Origin of the sequence: Aporhodopirellula aestuarii, from assembly GCF_023701485.1 — a bacterium.
In the GTDB taxonomy this organism is placed as follows: Bacteria; Planctomycetota; Planctomycetia; order Pirellulales; family Pirellulaceae; genus Rhodopirellula; species Rhodopirellula aestuarii.
Map to the genome: position 1 here is coordinate 46650 of NZ_JAMQBK010000029.1, position 17162 is coordinate 63811.

General features: G+C 55.7%; 11 protein-coding genes and 1 tRNA gene. 6 read left to right on the forward strand and 6 right to left on the reverse strand.

All coding sequences use genetic code 11. From position 1 onward, the window contains the following. Positions 1 to 583: 583 nt before the first annotated feature. From NB063_RS10760 to NB063_RS10775, 4 genes are all read right to left on the reverse strand, one after another. A complete protein-coding gene (locus tag NB063_RS10760; RefSeq protein WP_456061990.1) occupies positions 584 to 2263 on the reverse strand; it encodes a hypothetical protein in 1680 nt (559 codons plus the stop codon). A gap of 419 nt (positions 2264 to 2682) precedes the next feature. After that, positions 2683 to 4071, reverse strand: coding sequence for a hypothetical protein (locus tag NB063_RS10765; RefSeq protein ID WP_250928738.1), 1389 nt, complete (start codon positions 4069 to 4071; stop codon positions 2683 to 2685). Between the two features lie 472 nt (positions 4072 to 4543). Then, entirely contained in the window at positions 4544 to 4783 is a 240-nt protein-coding gene (locus NB063_RS10770) for a helix-turn-helix transcriptional regulator (protein ID WP_250928739.1), read from the reverse strand. Continuing rightward, complete coding sequence (locus NB063_RS10775; RefSeq protein ID WP_250928740.1) at positions 4780 to 5256, reverse strand: hypothetical protein; 477 nt, start codon at positions 5254 to 5256, stop codon at positions 4780 to 4782. The genes NB063_RS10770 and NB063_RS10775 overlap by 4 nt, the downstream gene beginning before the upstream one ends. Positions 5257 to 5477: 221 nt before the next feature. On the opposite strand from NB063_RS10775, the gene NB063_RS10780 reads away from it, so the two are divergent. Further along, positions 5478 to 5563 (forward strand) — tRNA-Leu (locus tag NB063_RS10780). Positions 5564 to 5936: 373 nt separating this feature from the next. On the opposite strand, the gene fusA is transcribed toward NB063_RS10780, so the two are convergent. Then, a complete protein-coding gene (fusA, locus tag NB063_RS10785) occupies positions 5937 to 8024 on the reverse strand; it encodes an elongation factor G (RefSeq protein WP_250928741.1) in 2088 nt (695 codons plus the stop codon). 473 nt (positions 8025 to 8497) lie between these two features. Between fusA and NB063_RS10790 the strand changes: the two genes are divergently transcribed. From NB063_RS10790 to NB063_RS10800, 3 genes are all read left to right on the forward strand, one after another. Continuing rightward, positions 8498 to 9394, forward strand: coding sequence for a purine-nucleoside phosphorylase (locus tag NB063_RS10790; protein ID WP_250928742.1), 897 nt, complete (start codon positions 8498 to 8500; stop codon positions 9392 to 9394). Continuing rightward, positions 9394 to 10149: a tributyrin esterase gene (locus NB063_RS10795; RefSeq protein ID WP_250928743.1), complete on the forward strand. Its 756-nt coding sequence runs from the start codon at positions 9394 to 9396 to the stop codon at positions 10147 to 10149. The genes NB063_RS10790 and NB063_RS10795 overlap by 1 nt, the downstream gene beginning before the upstream one ends. Before the next feature lie 365 nt (positions 10150 to 10514). After that, positions 10515 to 11912 carry a trypsin-like peptidase domain-containing protein gene (locus NB063_RS10800; RefSeq protein ID WP_261367321.1) on the forward strand — a complete coding sequence of 466 codons (1398 nt, stop codon included), beginning with the start codon at positions 10515 to 10517 and terminating at the stop codon, positions 11910 to 11912. Positions 11913 to 11963: 51 nt separating this feature from the next. Here the strand turns inward: NB063_RS10800 and NB063_RS10805 are convergent, their stop codons facing one another. Further along, positions 11964 to 13526, reverse strand: coding sequence for an alpha-L-fucosidase (locus tag NB063_RS10805; RefSeq protein WP_250928745.1), 1563 nt, complete (start codon positions 13524 to 13526; stop codon positions 11964 to 11966). 597 nt (positions 13527 to 14123) lie between these two features. Between NB063_RS10805 and NB063_RS10810 the strand changes: the two genes are divergently transcribed. Both NB063_RS10810 and NB063_RS10815 read left to right on the forward strand, forming a co-directional pair. After that, a complete protein-coding gene (locus NB063_RS10810) occupies positions 14124 to 15431 on the forward strand; it encodes a hypothetical protein (protein ID WP_250928746.1) in 1308 nt (435 codons plus the stop codon). Further along, on the forward strand, positions 15428 to 17047 hold the full coding sequence (locus tag NB063_RS10815) for a di-heme oxidoredictase family protein (RefSeq protein WP_250928747.1): 1620 nt from the start codon (positions 15428 to 15430) through the stop codon (positions 17045 to 17047). The genes NB063_RS10810 and NB063_RS10815 overlap by 4 nt, the downstream gene beginning before the upstream one ends. The last annotated feature ends 115 nt before the right edge of the window (positions 17048 to 17162 follow it).

The window sequence follows — 17162 nt, forward strand, 5'->3', positions numbered from 1 at the left end:
TCAGTAAATGGAAAATGGATTTCCACTGCTGGATGACACCCGAACCGTGAGCCAACGTCTGGGCTCACAACCTCGCAAGTCGTCTGTCGCGGCCGCTCTTGCAGTCACGATATCGAAAAGAAGGTATTGAAAACGCGATCCGAGTGATTGGGTCTCTCCGATCGACTTGCCAAGCTGTCGGGAGCGTTCCTCACTCAATTAGGCAAGGGCCCGTTACTTCAAAAACTAGGCGGGTAAAATGTCCAATTGCCAGATGTATTTGGACGTTTGCGGCTCTGCGCGGTTGCTCGAAGGCGATGCTCGTACGGTAGCTTACGAGGCGTCGTTCTCTCCCGGTGGCCAAGTTCGAGCGAGTGCGTGGCGACTTCACTCGCGTGATCCAGGTAAATCGCAAATGGCGATTGTTGTGTGGGTTAGTCTCGGTGAGTTTTCGAAGCGTTTGTGCTCGACTCCCTCGTGCTTTCTCGAACAGTGATCGCTTGCTCTACAGCGCCTTCTAGGCGCCTCTAGCGGCACTGGTATTGCTCCTCGTTCGTCGGCTGCTCTTGCCGCCTCCAGTCCGTGAGTGCACGAGAACGAGGCGTTAGAATCCCTCTAGGGTCTTCTGTGCTGACTTAGCAGCGCGTTCTGATTCCTCTATTCGCTTGTTTTCCTCAATGATCTGCTTCCTCCGCTCGCCGATCGTGTCGATCGTCTTGGCCGTCACCACATCGACTCGCCTCTCAAGGGTGCCGTTGCCGCCGAGCATGCGGCAATAAATCAGGAACCTCGCTTTCCAGTTCACCACTGGCTTGCCCTTTTCGATCTGCCAACCCTTGCTCTCGAAGTGATCCCAGAACATCTCGGCGTACTTGATCGCGTCGACCCTCTTGCCGCTGTCCCTGCATTCCCTCGCATAGGCCATGACCTCTTTGGCCGACGACGGCTTATCAACCAAATTGATGTTGGCTTCACCAAGGTGCTTCTTGGCTATTCGCCGGACTTCGGAGAGCACTCGCTCATCCGGAATGTTGGTGATCTCTTTGAGAATCCGGATCTTGGACGGATCGTTGAGGTGGGGAATGCATGGCTCGACGATCTTGGTTCGGACCTTGTCGGTCGCGCCGTTGATCAACTTAGCGACCGGCTCGACATGCTTGGCCTTCAAGGCATTCTCAGGCATGTCCTCCGACCCCATCACGGCATCGAGCGCCGCCACCTGGATCGCATCACCGCTCAACGCCAGACGCCGGGCGAACTGCTTGACGTCCTCCATCGTGAGAGGCTCCACCCCGAAGAATTCGTCGTCGGCTAACGGGTTCGCAGCCTTGGTGACGGGCTGAGCAACTTCAGCGACCTCAACCTCATTTGTCTCTTCGTGCTTTTCGGGAACTTCGGTCTCGGGCTCCTGGAGTTTCCACGTGTCTTCGAGCCGCGTCGGGACCGGAGACGGGTCGGGGGCATCTGCCTTCGGCTGTGACGCCTTGACCGGCTTCGACATCGTCGTGTCGATCGAGGTGAACCCCTCCCCTTGTCGTCGCTCGGCGACAACCCCTTTCTCGGCCTTCGGCTTCACAGCGACTAGAGGCTTGGCCGAACTCGACGCCACCTTGTTCCACTCGTCGTTCAGCTGAGACTTCTTCGTGAGGAACATCTGAAGCCGAGCCTTGGTCTCCAACGCAGTGCCCTTGTGCTCCTTCGGAACTCGCATCGACATGGCCATCGCCACCCGTTCGGAGACGTCGGCGACCGTTCCCACGCCCTGCTTACGAGAGTCCTCGCTGAGGTTCACCAGCCAGTCACAGCACTTTGACCAGCAATTTTCGGGCATTTTGCTGATTTCATACAGCTGCACCGACATCCCTTTGAACGAAGTGGGTGCACAAGAACTGTTCCATTTTGAAACGGTTCTTTGCACCACCATCCCCGCAGACCTCAGCCGTGAGACGGTCGCCTTCGACTTGCCAAGCCTGCGGGCGTACTCGGAAACGCCTCCGGTGAGGCCGTGCCCTCCAGCCGCGAGATCACAGACCAGATAGCAGTTGATCCCGATCTCGACCGGATCAAGCCCCTTTTGGAGGTTGTAAAGAACCAGCGACAGCAGGGCCTCGGTTTCAGTGATCGCCTCATCGACGAAGCACCACACCATTTTGACACCGGCCTTTTCCGCCGCCCGTTTCCGGGTGTGACCGGAGATGATCTGAAACCCGTTTCCGTCGGGGCTCGGCATGCACGTGACCGCCATGTCCTTCGGGAACTCCCCGCCTTCCATCGCGGTGACCATCCCATTGATCGTCTCCTCGTCGTATGCAAATCGGGGGTTGTGGGGGTGGTCGTGCAGAAGCTCCAGTGGAACCAGTCGCAGTTCGGACATCTGATTCATCTCCTAGTTACGGATTGATAGTCAATGAAGGAAACCATTCCTCGCGCAATCTCGGGGGAACGTAGTGGCGGCCGCTCAAGGGTCAGCCGCCATGTCTCAAGGCTTTGGAGCCTACATCTTCAAAGGACCGATTCAATGGTCATCACGGATCGCGTCGCAATCCCGTGACGTCGACATTAGCCCGGTGTCGAAACGCAGTCCTAGTAGCTTCGCTTAAGATTTGCCGCGTATTCAATGCTTGTCGCAACACCCTGGTGGCGCGGTAGGTGCAGTCGTATGGCGGGATATCGCTGCCCAGGCCGGTGATCGCTCGGTGGTGGTTACTCCGGCTTCGTCTCGACTCGCGGAGTGAACCCGAATATCGACAGCCCTGCCGTCTCGATCGCCTTTACCGTCTTCTCGATGTCGATATTCTTCGAGATGATTCCATCCTGATTCGGGATGTACGGCGTCCCGTCGACACGGAGCAGACGATGCGCCTCCGACATCACAGCACCCTCGCCCTGAGTCAACATCCGGCTGAGCCCACGACATCCGACCCGGTTGAATTCGTTGGTGGATGCACGCCACATGCCTGGAAACTCACGACGGAAGGCTTCGTCCAGTGGGTACACTTCCTCAGGGTCACGCCACCGACGGAACAGCATCCGCATGATCTCGTTCTTCAGCTCGTTTTCGGTGAAGTCCGTGCCAGCCATGTCCTGCAATCGCTCGCGAAACTCACCCGACGTCACAGCCTCGATAGACTTCTTACGGTCGGCATGTTCTCGGACCAATGAAGCGAGGTAAGCGAAGTAGGAGACGTTCAAATCGGCTTCTAATACCGGGCAACCGTCAATTTGCATCAGCCACCGCAACTGCTTTGGGCATCCCGACAACGTGTGGTAAATCCGGCCATCGGTGTAGACGCACTTTCGTATCATCTTCCCACTGGTCGCTCTCTCCCAGTATTTAGCGCACGCTTCGCGTACGCTCATCTTGTCCTTGCCCTCCTTGGTCTTCCGCATTTCACCCGAGAGGAATTGCAGGAACGAGGGGTCATCAGGGAATCGAATGCGCTCGAACACGTCGAACAGGTATTGCGTCTCCTCTCGACATGCGAGGTAATCAACCTTGTTTTGGTAGCCTTCCTTGTCACAAAACGCCTGCCACTTTATCGCTCGCTTCGTTCGAAACTCTCCTGTGGCGACGATTGTCTTCATGTGCTGACCTTCAACGCGGATATCGTCAGAATGTTTTCCGTTTCGTCCATACTTCTCCCATTTCGCATCCTTCAATTTTCCATTTTCATCATTTCGTTCAGACTTATCACTACTCCACATTTGTTTGTTAGACTTCTCCCCCCACACAAACCACCCCTTCCACTCTCTCTCCCTCCCATTATCTGGTTCCCTTTTTTGAGCACCTGGGAGATTCTTGAACTTGTATTGACCAGCGGAGCAACCTTTCCGGCCCACGCTCGTCTGCTGGATGTAGGGGCACTTATTGAGCACATGCCACATCTCGTAGTAGCCCCTGCTGAATCCATGCTTGAACCGTTTCAGGTTGATGGTGAATTCACCCGTGTATTCAGCGCGCCGGTAGAGCAGCGCCAGCTCCTGCTTGGCCCACTGCTTTTTGCTTGGGCACTCCCTCTCCACCCAATCGACCAAGCAAGCATGTGTCGGGTAATGGCGGTCGGTGGCCTCGGTGATGTCTTTCGTCTTCACGTTCTCTGTCCTCAGCTATATGTACTGCCTCAGCTATATGTACTGAGGGTGGAACTAGACTCCCAAGCACGATATAAATCGCGTGCGTCATTGGTTGTTGGTTCCACCCAACAAATCAATTCAAAGGCTTTCGAGACCGTTCGTCTCCGGAGCCTTTTTAAATGTGCTGGTAGGTTATTACCCCCTCCCAGGTCTCCTTCTAACTCTTGCTCTTCTCAGGGGCTTCCCTGCGGCCCGCTCGCCGACGTCGGACGTTTGTCTGTGACCTGACTGTTGGGCGTTCCCTATTGCGGGCGAGTCGAATCTGCTCTCGCCTCTCATGGCACTTACCCATTCAGTTCAGTCGTGCCCTACTCAGCAGGGTGCGCGATGCCTGATTAATTGGGCGAGCCGTCTTGGCTCTCACGTGGCCGTCTTAGCTCTTGTCTGGATTCCGAACGTGGTTCGCCCGTTTCCGAACTGGGGCTCTCGCTCAGGCAGTTGGCGTTTCGCCACCGCCGGCGGGCAGGCCAGCCAGGTACTCGTCCAACTCCCAGCGAAGGTAGACGATGGTGCGGGCAGCTACCCGCCTCGGCCTAATCCTGCCAGTAGCGACGAGACGCTCGAAACTCCGCACTGATAATCCGCAGTAGTAAGCGGCAATCCGTTTGGGCATCGCGGTTGGCGGAAAGTGAAACTTAAGTGCATCTGCGCCATTCGTTTTTCGCTTCACTGGATCACCTCCTCTGTTTCCGACAGGCCGGTGGGCATTGTGAATCGAATATCCATTCTGCACCGAACTAACCGTTCCTGTTCAATGGAATTTGAGTTTCCGGCAGTCTGTAACCGAAGTGCGATTTCAATCTTTTCCTGGGGAGACGACCTGACGAATTGGTGTTCGCTCCAAACGGTCGCCGACCCAAATTCGACCGCGACGTCACGTGACGCATCCGAGGCGGGGCCATGCGTGGCAGGATGGCGAGACCTCGACGGAGCGAACTCGCAACCAGCCGTTTTCAACCTCAAGTTGAGGTAGAAACGACGATGCGTTTCGCTGGCACAGTTTACCGCTAGATTAAATTTGCCGCCGATGCGTTGACGCCATCGGGCGATCGCGGCCTGGCTGCCGAAAAAGTGACTACGGCTCTCTGCAATCTTTACGATTGCAACAAACGGCCGACCATTGACTCCAATACTTTGATTCATCCTGAAAGCTCCCTAGAACGGTCTGCGTGGGTGTCGCCATCTACTTAGTGGCACTCACCGTCACAAGAAATGGATGCTGAACATCGCTTCAATGAGGAGGGACCCAATTTTGGGCTTTCTAGGCGGGTATCCCAGGATTATGATCATCTTTCTCAAATTTTCGCTCGCAGCCTTGGTGCCCTATTTGGTGCCCAATTGGAGAGAAGTTCAAAAAAACCAACGCCCAGGTGGTGGAATTGGCAGACACAGGGGATTTAAAATCCCCCGGCCGGATACGGCCTTGCGGGTTCGAGTCCCGCCCTGGGTATTTCTTAGAGGAATGAAGGCAATTGTCGGCGTCGAAAGATGCGGTTTCAGCTGGTTTTTCGACGTCCTCGACTTTGTGAAGTTTCCGTCCGTCCCCCTGTGCCGCGATGTCATTGACGGAGTTTTGGCTCCTGGCACGAATGGCCGAATTGGCTTGCTGCGGTGCAGTACTGGGATCGGGGACAGGTGCAATCAGGTTTAGCGTTTGGGGTGTTTTTCCATTTGCCCTTTTGCACCAGCCTTGGTGACACGCTCGACCCGGTCTGTCTCGCGTTTTGTTGGAAATGCGGTGGTTCTGTTTGTGAACGCGCATCAAAAAAGCCGGAGACGATTGTCCCCGGCTTTCTTGTTTTCAGAATATCGACGCTTCGCGATTAGCGGGCGCCGGCGAGTTCTTCTTTCTTGCGTTCGGCAATGATCTCTTCTTGGATATTGCTTGGCGTTTGGCTGTACTTCGCGAGTTCCATCGTGAAGGTACCTTGGCCCTGCGTCATGCTGCGAAGGTCGGTCGCGTAGCCGAAGGTTTCTGCCAACGGTACTTCGGCGATGATCACGGTCATGTTATCGTTGGTATCGTTGCTGTGCATGACACCACGGCGGCGAATGACGTCACCGGTGACCGTACCTTGGAAGGTCTCAGGAACTTCGATTTCGACTTTCATGATCGGTTCGAGCAGTTTCGGTGCAGCCTGCTTGAAGTACTCACGGAAGCAACCTTGTGCGGCGGTATAGAACGCCTTTTCGCTCGAGTCGACTTCGTGATAGCTACCATCGAGCAGTTCGATACGGGTTCCCACCACAGGGAAATCGGCGATCGGGCCTTTGCCGAGGCTGTCGCGGAAGCCTTTTTCCACAGCAGGGATGTACTGCTTTGGAATCCGACCACCGACGATCTTCTCTTCAAATTCGAAGCTGTCTTCGCTGTCCGATTCGATCGGCATGAGCGTGCCCTTGATGTGAGCGAATTGACCCGAACCACCGGTTTGCTTCTTGTGTTTGTAGTCGAAGTTGACGGTCTTGGTTGGGCTTTCGCGGTAGGACACTTTCGGAGCACCGACTTCGATTTCGACGCCGTATTCACGACGAATCCGCTCGATGTAAATTTCCAGGTGCAACTCACCCATGCCCGAGATCAAGATCTCATTGGTTTCGTCATCGGTGTAAACGCTGAACGTTGGGTCTTCTTTACGGAATCGTTGCAGAGCCTTGCTCATCTTGTCGCCATCGCCACGGTTGAGTGGGGTGACGGCCATTTTGATGACGGGCTCAGGCACGAACATCGACTCAAGCGTCGCGTAGTCACGCTCGGAACAGTAGGTGTCCCCGGATGCACAATCGATTCCCATGACGGCGACAATGTCACCGGCCGAGGCTTCTTCGATCTCTTCGCGTTTTTCGCTGTGCATGCGGACGATTCGGCTGAACCGTTCCTTCTTGGCCGAACGTTGGTTGACGTAACCATCACCCTTCTTGATCGTACCTTGGTAGATACGCATGAAGGTCAACTGGCCGAACGGATCTTCGACGATCTTGAACGCCATGCCGACGAACGGTTTGTCTTTGTCGGGAGCGAGTTCGATCTTTCTGGTTTCGTCCGAAGGGTCGCGTCCGTAGATTTCGCGGTCCAGCGGGCTGGGCAGGTAACGGGTGATCGCGTCGAGCAATGGCTGAACACCCTTGTTCTTGAACGCACTGCCCAAGTAGACGGGGGTGGCACCGTTGAGGACGGCTTGACGCATGGTCTTGTAGATCAGGTCCTTGGAGACTTCCTCTTCGCTGAGCAGCAATTCCATGACTTCATCGCTGTAGTTGGACAGCGAATCGAGCATGGCGATGCGGGCGTCGGCGGCTTCGTCTTGAAGGTCTTGAGGGATATCTGACGTGACGACTTTTTCGCCTTGCTCGCCTTCGAACGTGTAGGCCTTCATTTCGATCAAGTCGACAACGCCACGGAAGTTTTCTTCGGCGCCGATTGGGATTTGTGCCAGGAACGCGTCCGCACCGAGTTTGGTGCGGAGTTGTTCGACGACGCGTCGTGGGTTGGCACCGGTGCGGTCCATCTTGTTGATGAAACCGAGGCGTGGAATCTGATAACGCTTCATTTGCCGGTCGACAGTGATCGACTGGCTTTGGACGCCGCCAACGCTGCATAGAACCAACACGGCACCGTCAAGGACACGCAGTGACCGCTCCACTTCGACGGTAAAGTCGACGTGGCCGGGAGTGTCGATCAGGTTAATGTGGTGGCCGTTGTGCTGAACGCTTGTTGCGGCGCTGGTGATCGTGATTCCACGTTCTTTTTCCAGTTCCATGTGATCCATTGTCGCGCCGTCACCACCGCCACGAACGTCTTCAATTTTGTGAATCCGTCCTGAATAGAACAGGATGCGTTCGCTCAATGTGGTTTTGCCCGAGTCGATGTGGGCACTAATACCGATGTTCCTGACTTTCTCCAACTTCATGCTACATTCACCTAAGCTGACGCACACGCTCGATCGCTGAAACCCCGGGATGCGACAAACGTGTGCATCTGGAAAAAGCCGGCGGATTCGGAGGCGAAATCGCCTCGATCGTCGTGGTGTGGATGGTTAAGATTCAATTCACCGATGGGTGCGCGCGAATCGAAAATATCGCAAAGGACTGCGTAAACGGAAACCCCAAAACACGCAAATCGCCGATACTTCGTCAGCAATTCGTGGGCCGCCGCCGACTCCCTGAGCCCGCGCAGCGAACATTTGCCACAGGCGGTGTGAACCAAAATGAATCAGTGCGGCAATTGACGTGCGGTCTGGGGGTCACGTGCTGCCCGCAAGTAGACTTTAAGGAACGGTTCTTTCTCGCTAGGTTGGCAGGTGATCGTTTCGGCCTCCGATCATTCATCCATCCCCGTTTGCGGGGAGTTCCCTTTCCAAACGTGCCCTCAACGGCGAGAAATTTGAAAGCCCACTCTCAAGGCTTCCGTTTGTCCGATTCGACGGAGCGGTTTCGTGCTCTGGCAGATGGTGGATTCGTGGATTCGAACTTGCCCTTGTTGGCGGTCGTGTTGGGCAGCGGGTTGGCGGGACTGGCGGATTCAATCGAATCGCCGACCGTGATCCGGTACGAGAGTATTCCGGGGCTAGCGGCCTCAACTGCGGCGGGCCATCGCGGCGAGTTTTTGCTGGGGCAGATCGCGGGCATCCGAGTGGTCACGATGGCGGGCCGGTTGCACGCCTATGAAGGACATTCGATCGAGGCCCTGACGCGACCGATGGCGGTGATGGCGGCGATGAATCCGGTGGCGGTGATCGTGAGCTGTGCCGCTGGCGGACTGAATCCGCGGTATCGGGTCGGTGATTTGGTGGTGATTGATGAGCATATCAGCCTCCTACACGGGCAGATGGGTGCGGTCGGGGCGGACCGAGAGTTGCCGGAATATCAAGCACTCGAGAGGAAACGGGCGGGGGCGCTTCGATGCGGACGTCCCACTTGTGATGAAACGTTCACTAAAATTGCGGAGCGGACGGCTCGCGAGGCGGGTTTTCGATTGTGTCGGGGGACCTATCTCTCGGTCACGGGGCCGAACTACGAGACCCGAGCGGAGTGCCGGATGATGAAAAACTGGGGCGCGGATCTGGTCGGGATGAGCACGGTACCCGAGGTCGTGCTGGCAAGTCGGGCAGGTTTGCGGACGCTCGCCGTCGGAGTTGTGACCAACATGGCGATACCGGATTCGCCAGCGACGACGACCCACGAAGATGTTTTGACGGTTTCCCAGGCAGCGGGAATGAATCTCGAGAAAGTAGTGCGGGCGATTGCCCGATCACTCGTTCACGAAACGGAGTCCATGTGATGAATGAAACCGAGTTGGCCGACTACACGTTTGACCTTCAGGGCATCGATTACGTTGCATTGAAGTCCGCGGTGCAGGCGATTCCCACGGACGATCCTGCTAGCAAATCAGACTCTTCGTCGTCTGGTGTGGAGGCCTTTCCGTTGGTTCGATTGACCGGGTTGAGTGGTCAGGAATCCGCCTGCATGCGTTGGTCTCATCTCGTCCGAGTGCATGCCTTGGGGGATCTCGGCGATTTCGCGTTTGCGTGGTTCAACGGCGTCGATTTGCATTTGGAAGGCAGCGTGGGTGACGGAGCTTGCGAAGGAATGCGGCGGGGCGTCGTTCGGATTACAGGGAACGCGGGTTGTGGTTTGGGGGCCGCGATGACGGGCGGGACGCTCGCGGTTTACGGTGCGGCGGGGCCCCGGGTCGGGGCTGCGATGCGTGGCGGCAGCATTTTTGTTCGCGGTGATGTGGGCGAAGATACCGGGGCGGGGGCATTGGCGGGCACGATTGTCGTCGGAGGAGATGCGGGGGCAAACCTCGGAGACGGGCTTAACAACGTCACGGTTTTTCTGCGTGGCAAGGCGACTTCGCTCGCTCCGGGCGTGATCGAGGCACCGCTGCGAAAACGCGAAGAAGTCCGTTTGGGTCTGCTCCTGATGAGCGCTTCGATACGGGGCAAGGCAGCTGATTTCAGACGCATCATTCCCGAGGCCCGCTGGAAGGCGGAAGAGGCCGGTGCCGGCGAAGTACGCCCAAACTGGCGGTAGGTCTTCTAAACTTTTTTGGGTTTTCTTGCCTGTGAAACTCAAAAAAATTCAAGTTCCGCCTCGTTCGCTGTCCATTGGGGTTGTGATCAAACGGCCGGATCGCCGACGATCCCCCTTCACCGCAGTCAACGCGTCATTGCCATCGTGAAGGATCGCGATCGGTAATGGACTTCAAATTTCTCGCTGACCATCGACGGTCTGTGTCATCGAGTTTTTTCGCATGCGGGCGGCGGTACTCCTTTTCTAAAGCGTCCAAGGAGGGACGAAACGTGCGACATACCCCCACAAATCAACGCGCTACCTTTCCAGCCGTGTGGTCCGCCACGCTCCTCTTGTTGGCGGTTGTCGGATTCGCCGGCACCGCGATGGCGGATGCGGTATTGCTCGAATTCAGTTCATCGAACTGCCCACCTTGTCGAGCCATGCAGCCGATCGTCTCGGAGCTGATCGCCCGCGGAGTCCCGGTTCGCCAAGTCGACGTTCATTCCGAACCACAACTCGTTCAGCGATACAAAATTCGCAGCACGCCAACCTATGTCATTCTCCGCGAGGGACGCGAAGTCACTCGTTTGATCGGTGCTCAGACCGGATCGCAGTTACAAGCCGCATTGCAGCAAAGCCCGTCCGGTCAGATCGTATCGACGGGTAGCCAGATCGCAGTGCCGACACGGCCTTCGGCCAGTATTCAAGAGCCACAAACGCGCTTGGCACCGCTGCCGGCGCACACCGGGGGAATGAGTTCTTCTTCAAACCGTTCGGTGCGACGTGAGCGTGAAGAGAACGGTTGGCGATCATTGGAGTCGCTGACATCCGCCACCACCGCGGACCCTCGCTCGGCGATTAACTCGTTGGGGCGTTCGCAAAAAGTCGTTGAGGCGATGCCGAGTGTTTCCTTAGCCGACGCGGTTGAGCGGGCACACGCTGCAACGGTTCGATTGCGCGTCTACGACGGTCGCGGCTATGGTGCAGGCACCGGAACGATTATTGACGTTCACGGTGAAGAGGCACTCGTGCTGACCTGTGGCCACTTGTTCCGTGATGGTGACGGGAAAGACAAAATCGAAGTCGACCTTTTTGTCGGCGGTGAACCTCATACGGTGACCGGTCAGCTTGTTGATTACGATGCGGGTGACCGCGACATCGGTCTCGTCGCGATCCGCCCAGGCATGCCAGTGCAGCCGGTCAAAGTGGTTACCGCCAGCGAAAAAATGAAAGTCGGCCAAACCGCATTCAGTTTCGGTTGCGACCGAGGCGACCCTCCGTCACGTCGGGACACACGCATCACCGGTGTCGACAAATACAATCAAAACATCAACGCCTCGAATCTTGAAATTGCGGGTGCACCGATCGACGGACGCAGTGGCGGTGGATTGTTTGACGAACGTGGAGTGCTGATCGGCGTCTGCAACGCGGCCGATTATAAATCCGACATCGGAATCTACACCGGTCCCGGATCGATCCATTGGCAGCTCGATCGCGTTCAGTTGTCACGCCTTTATCAAGGAAACGAAAGCGAGTCATTTGCGAGCACCGACGCGGGCATGGGCAGTATGAACGACGCCGTTGCACCTGCATCATTTGAGCCGGCAATGAACCAGTTCGCTAGCCAAAGTGCCAATGACGCTGCGTCGATGGACGCCAGCGACAGCGAGATGATCGTGATCCTCCGTGACCGGGACGGTAACGTTCGCGAAGAAGTGTTGACGCTACGGCAACCCGACGCACGCTTGGTGCAACAGATTCGCCAAGCGGCAATGCGATAGACAAACCTCTTCCGCGATCTTGATGGGTTCGCCGCGGTTCGATCAACTCGCTCAGTCGGCGAATCGGATTTTAAAGACGATGGCTTCAGCGTGAACGGGTTTGGCGGGCATGACAACGGACCAATGCGTGTCGGTTTGCTCGTGCTGCAACGTCTCGTTGCTGCCGAGCATGGTAACCGCCGTGATGGTCCCCACAGGTTTGCCGTCGGTTGACGGAGCATTCTTGCCGAGCGATTCGATCATGATCGTTTCACCCTCGCCAGGCCATCCGAGCACACTGGCGTATAGCACGTTCCCTTTCGTCGTGAATCGAATGTCTTTGTCGGAAAAGCCATCGAAGCGGAGATCGGCCAAGTGGCCGTTGACAGTTTGTGTCGGGCCCTCACCAAAAACTCGCCAAGGGCGAGTGGCGTAGATCGCTTCGCCGTTTACTTTCAACCAGCTCCCGATTTCACGTAATCGTGTTTGTTGTTCGATCGGAATGGTTCCGTCGGGATGCGGCGCGACGTTCAACAGCACGCAACCGTTCTTGCTGACGATGTCAATCAGATCGTGTAACAAACGTTGGGTCGAATAGTACTCCAACGTGGGGCTGTAACTCCACGAGTTCTCTGCGATCGATGTATCGCATAACCATGGCTCGGGATAGATCTCCGGCATTCGCGAACGCTCTAAATCCAACACTGCGGTACCTGGTTCCAGATCATGGAATTTGTAGGTGAGTACCACTTCGCGATCAGAGGCGGCTGATACGTTGTAGAAATGAGACACCATCCGGCGTAGATGCGTCTCGGGAATGACATTCATCCGATTGTCAAACCACAACAGGTCCGGCTCATATCGGTCCACGACTTCGATGACCTTGGCGAGCCAATCATCGGCAAACGATTCGGGCGGTAACGCGTCGGCGGGTAGCTCGTTTCGTAAAAGATGGGCGTTGGATCGCTGGAATGTATCCTGCTTCGTTGGCGGACCGTAAAGGGATGCGTACCTTGGATCGCCGGCATCCGAGCCCGGTCGGCCCGTCGGATACCAAGCCCATTTCCATTGATGGTGAAACGAGGTCATGAATTTCATCCCTCGACCACGGATCGCCGTTTGCAACTCGCCAACGATGTCGCGTTGCGGCCCCATCGAACCCGCGTTCCAGGGAAACCTTTCACTCGGCCACATCGAAAATCCGTCTGCATGTTCGGCCACGGGGCCGGCGAAACGAGCCCCCGATTGAGCGAACACTTCCGCCCATGCTTCGGCGTCAAACTTCTTTGCCGTGAACATCGGGACAAAGTCTTTGTAGCCGAACTGCGTCAGCGATCCGTATGTTTTCTCATGGAATAATCGGGCCTCGTTTCCTGGAAGGTACATGTTCCGCGAGTACCAGTCGGTATTGCCGGGGTAGGTGGGAACGCTGTACGGGCCCCAGTGTGTATAGATTCCAAATTTCGCATCACGAAACCATTGCGGGCACTCGTATTTTTGAAGCGAAGACCAAGTAGTTTCAAATGGGGCTGAGTTGGCAGGGCTGTCTTGGATGCTTGGTTCAGTGGATGAAGCTTCGAAAAGCGGTAGCAGGCTGGCGACGGTAAGAACCAGAGTTCGGATGAGGCGATGCATGGTGGGATCCTTCATCGACGGCAGGCGAGGTGAGGAAACGGTCTTTCACAACGACAACGATTACTTCGGAAGAGAGATCGTGTAGGCGGGGGAATCGTTGGAGGAATTTCAAGCGGCGCTAATTTTAGCTCAATCGCCGATTCATTTAGTGACGTTATCGCCAGTTTTGACAGTGGCACATCGTCACGTTTGCAGACGCGATCAATCGTCGCCGAAGCAAAGAAGTGAAGCCGTAACGTGAGATCTATACGTTCGTCAGAATTGTCTCGATCACAGAGACTGAAACATGGTGTTGTCGTTGCGCGAGGCCCTAGATGACATCATCGCAAGCCACGCTTATGTGGACGTCTGTATTGTTGTTTGACATGCGTCGGAATTATTTTGACTGGGCTCTATGCATCGGATATACCAAAGGGTTTCCAACGCAATATGGCTAGGCAATGTGTTGTGACTAAGTTTCTTGTTTCTTAGTAACCGACATCTCAGTACACGGGGCTGACTGAGTACGAAGCCGGTCAAACGGCTTGCAGTGTGTCGAAATAGAGCGAATGGGGCGGTTTGTTTTCACTCTTGTCACTTGCGGACGCGGACGATCTCGTGGGAAATCGTAGTTGTCATTTGTTATTGCAACGCGTTGCGGGGGTATTGCTCTCGGTGATGAGTCTCGGACTCTGTCAGGTCGCGTTGGCAGTCGAGCATCAGTGGTTACCACCATTGAGCGAATTGCCCGACGAGAATCTCGATCATGCGTTAGTGGTGGTCTTGATCACGAACGATGTCGCAACCGAATGGGCGGAAGGGAAGGTGTCGCGACGCACGTCTGCCGGTGAGTTGTGTTGGTGTCGTTCGCCGTTCTTGAAGGCTGTTTCGGGAATCCCGTCGGGATTATTTCATTCATCCGCTCCTGTGTACTGGCAACATTGGCCGGTCGGTTTACCGCCAATCTTGACTGGCGGTGAAAAAGTGATTGAACCAGGGCGGGCTGTCGTGGTGGTTACCGACGGTGACTATCGAATACTCGAATTGTTCGTTGGTATACCGAGTGATGAAGAGCTCTCTCGTTTGCTCGGTGATGCCGAAGACACACGGAGATGGATGCGCCAAAACGTAACTCAGCCGAGCGATTTCACGAAGCAGATCGCTGACCGAAATCGCGAGCGCATGAGTCGGCTGTGGAAGAGGGAACTCGATCGACAGTTAATCGCGATGGGTGAATCGCCCGATCAGGATGACGCGGGATTGATCGAGGACAACGAACGATTCACCGAAGACGTCAAGGTTCGTTTTGGTCCACTTGCCGCTCAACTACAAACCCTTTACCTCAAAGACGTTCAATTGCGTTTTGGTCTAACACAATTGAGTGATTTTGAACGGCTCATCGTGCTGGAGCAGCACTCGGCGACACGGATGCCGTGGACCTTGACGATCACACCCTTCCTTGCCGGAGCGGATTTGAAAAGCGTCTATTTGGACTTGATCGAAATCGTCTGGGATCGGCAAGTGATGTCACTCGGTCACCCAGGAGAAGATTCAAAAGGCGATGAATCGCTCGGCAAATGGATTTCGCAACTTGGTGAACAACATCCGTTCGCTTTGGAAATTCGCTTACCACTGCTATCCGAACGTGGCGAAATGCAACTCGCCCCGGTATCCGCCATCGCCCGACGTCGTGGTTTCGGTTGGAAGGATTTGGATGCGGCGCTCAGCGAGAGTCCGATTCGCCAAGTTACCAACCGTGAGTTAGCGGCTTGGTTGCTACGCCACAACGAACGTCCGCTCGATCTGAGTCGACCAAGTCGTGCTCGTTACTTGTTTTTCCGATCTTCGAAGGATCACCCCTACCCGATTCGTGACGGCGAACCTCCCGCTCGTTCGATCACGATGATACGACAGGTGCAAAAATGAACTCACGGTTTCTCTGCTGTCTCGTTTTGGCGATGGTTCCCGTGACCGCGTCGGCGGTGGCTCCCAATGCCCTTTTGCTCGGATCTCAGCTATTCGAGCATGAGTGGCAGTCGCAGAACCCCGCCCTCGGCAGTGATGGTTTGGGGCCGTTGTTCAATGCCACGTCCTGTGCGACCTGCCATCGACAAGGCGGTGTCGGCGGCGGTGGCGAAGCGGAATTTAATGCCAAATCGATCGGGATCGAGTCGATCAAGATTCAAGGGAGCGGATTAACGAGCGCGCGACTGGCCGAAATGATCTCGCGTTTCCATCCGGGATTTGTGATCGCAGAGGGAAGTATCCTCAATGTCTTGCCGCTGGCTCATCACGGCGGCACGGACGTGGCTCGCAAACTTCATGATGCCATGACGTTGGTTACCTCAGCCGATTATTCGGAATCAGGAGGCCCGATCGATGCATCGGAAGTGCGAATCGCCAACGCGTCACCAATCGTCTTTGAGCAGAATATCGATGGTTATCAAGTTCGCATCACCGCTCGCATGTATGGGCGTAACACGACCGCACTTTTTGGCAGCGGATTGATTGACCGCGTTCCGGACAAATTGCTCGATCGACAAGTTCGTATCCAACAACAGCACCCTGAAATTAGCGGCCGACCCTCAACACTCCCCGATGGCCGTTACGGCAAATTTGGGTGGCGAGCAAACGTTGCGTCATTGTTCGAATTCAACGATCAGGCTTGTGCGAACGAGATGGGACTGCAAACGCGACGTAAAAAACAGTCTGATGACGCAACCAATCGAGCGTACAGCAACGCTTCGTTTGATATCACCGATGGGCAGGTCGAGGCGCTGACGCAGTTTGTCGCCGCACTGCCGGCACCGACACGGTATGTCACGCATGATCAGGCTCACCTCGCTTCGGTCCGCAACGGCGAAGCGGTCTTTAATCGCGTTGGTTGTGCGGTATGCCATGTCCGTGATATGGGCGTCGCCAAAGGGATTTACAGCGACCTGTTGCTGCATGACATGGGAAGCGAATCAATCGATCTGAATCATGCTGAGCCTTACGTGGTGCGACGAACCATCATGGATAATGAAGTCGACAGTACGTATGCGGCCGGTTCCGTCGTAGGCCGGACGCCGTACTATGGACCGGCGACTTTGTTACCTTTACCCGTCGCCAAGCCAACAAATATTGACGTGTTACCGGATTCGCCGGTTAGGAGTTACCGATCGCCAAATTCGTTCGATTTTGTTTCTCCGAGTCAACCAGAGACGTTGGTGTCGTTTCGTTTGATCGACTCGGCACTCAATCCCGATACTGAGAACAACTCCGTCGCTCGGCAGAGGTCTCGTAGTGTCGCTACGCGGATTGATCGTTATGAGCGAATGGAAATCGAGCCGACCAACTTCAACCAAGAATGGCGAACGCCTCCTCTGTGGGGACTGCGTGATTCGGCCCCTTATATGCATGATGGTCGAGCGGAGACTCTGCTTGAATCGATCGCGATGCATGACGGGGAAGCCGCGGGAACGCGAGACCGGTTTCTTTCGTCGTCCTACGAAGATCGGCAAGACCTGATCGCGTTTCTTGAAACGTTGGTGGCGCCGTAAGACGGTGGTGGCCGCTAAACGCGATCTGAGCTGGGAGCTGGGAGCTGGGAGCTGGGAGCTGGGAGCTGGGAGTTGCGGACTGCGTAGGCGAAATGGATTACGCGTTGCAAACCTG

Bases quoted from the DNA above. Each gene is read 5' to 3' on its own strand.
- NB063_RS10805 (WP_250928745.1), bottom strand. From the start codon at position 13,526: ATGCATCGCCTCATCCGAACTCTGGTTCTTACCGTCGCCAGCCTGCTA.
- NB063_RS10815 (WP_250928747.1), top strand. From the start codon at position 15,428: ATGAACTCACGGTTTCTCTGCTGTCTCGTTTTGGCGATGGTTCCCGTG.
- NB063_RS10800 (WP_261367321.1), top strand. From the start codon at position 10,515: ATGGCGGATGCGGTATTGCTCGAATTCAGTTCATCGAACTGCCCACCT.
- NB063_RS10760 (WP_456061990.1), bottom strand. From the start codon at position 2,263: ATGGTCACCGCGATGGAAGGCGGGGAGTTCCCGAAGGACATGGCGGTC.
- NB063_RS10775 (WP_250928740.1), bottom strand. From the start codon at position 5,256: ATGAATCAAAGTATTGGAGTCAATGGTCGGCCGTTTGTTGCAATCGTA.
- NB063_RS10795 (WP_250928743.1), top strand. From the start codon at position 9,394: ATGAATGAAACCGAGTTGGCCGACTACACGTTTGACCTTCAGGGCATC.
- fusA (WP_250928741.1), bottom strand. From the start codon at position 8,024: ATGAAGTTGGAGAAAGTCAGGAACATCGGTATTAGTGCCCACATCGAC.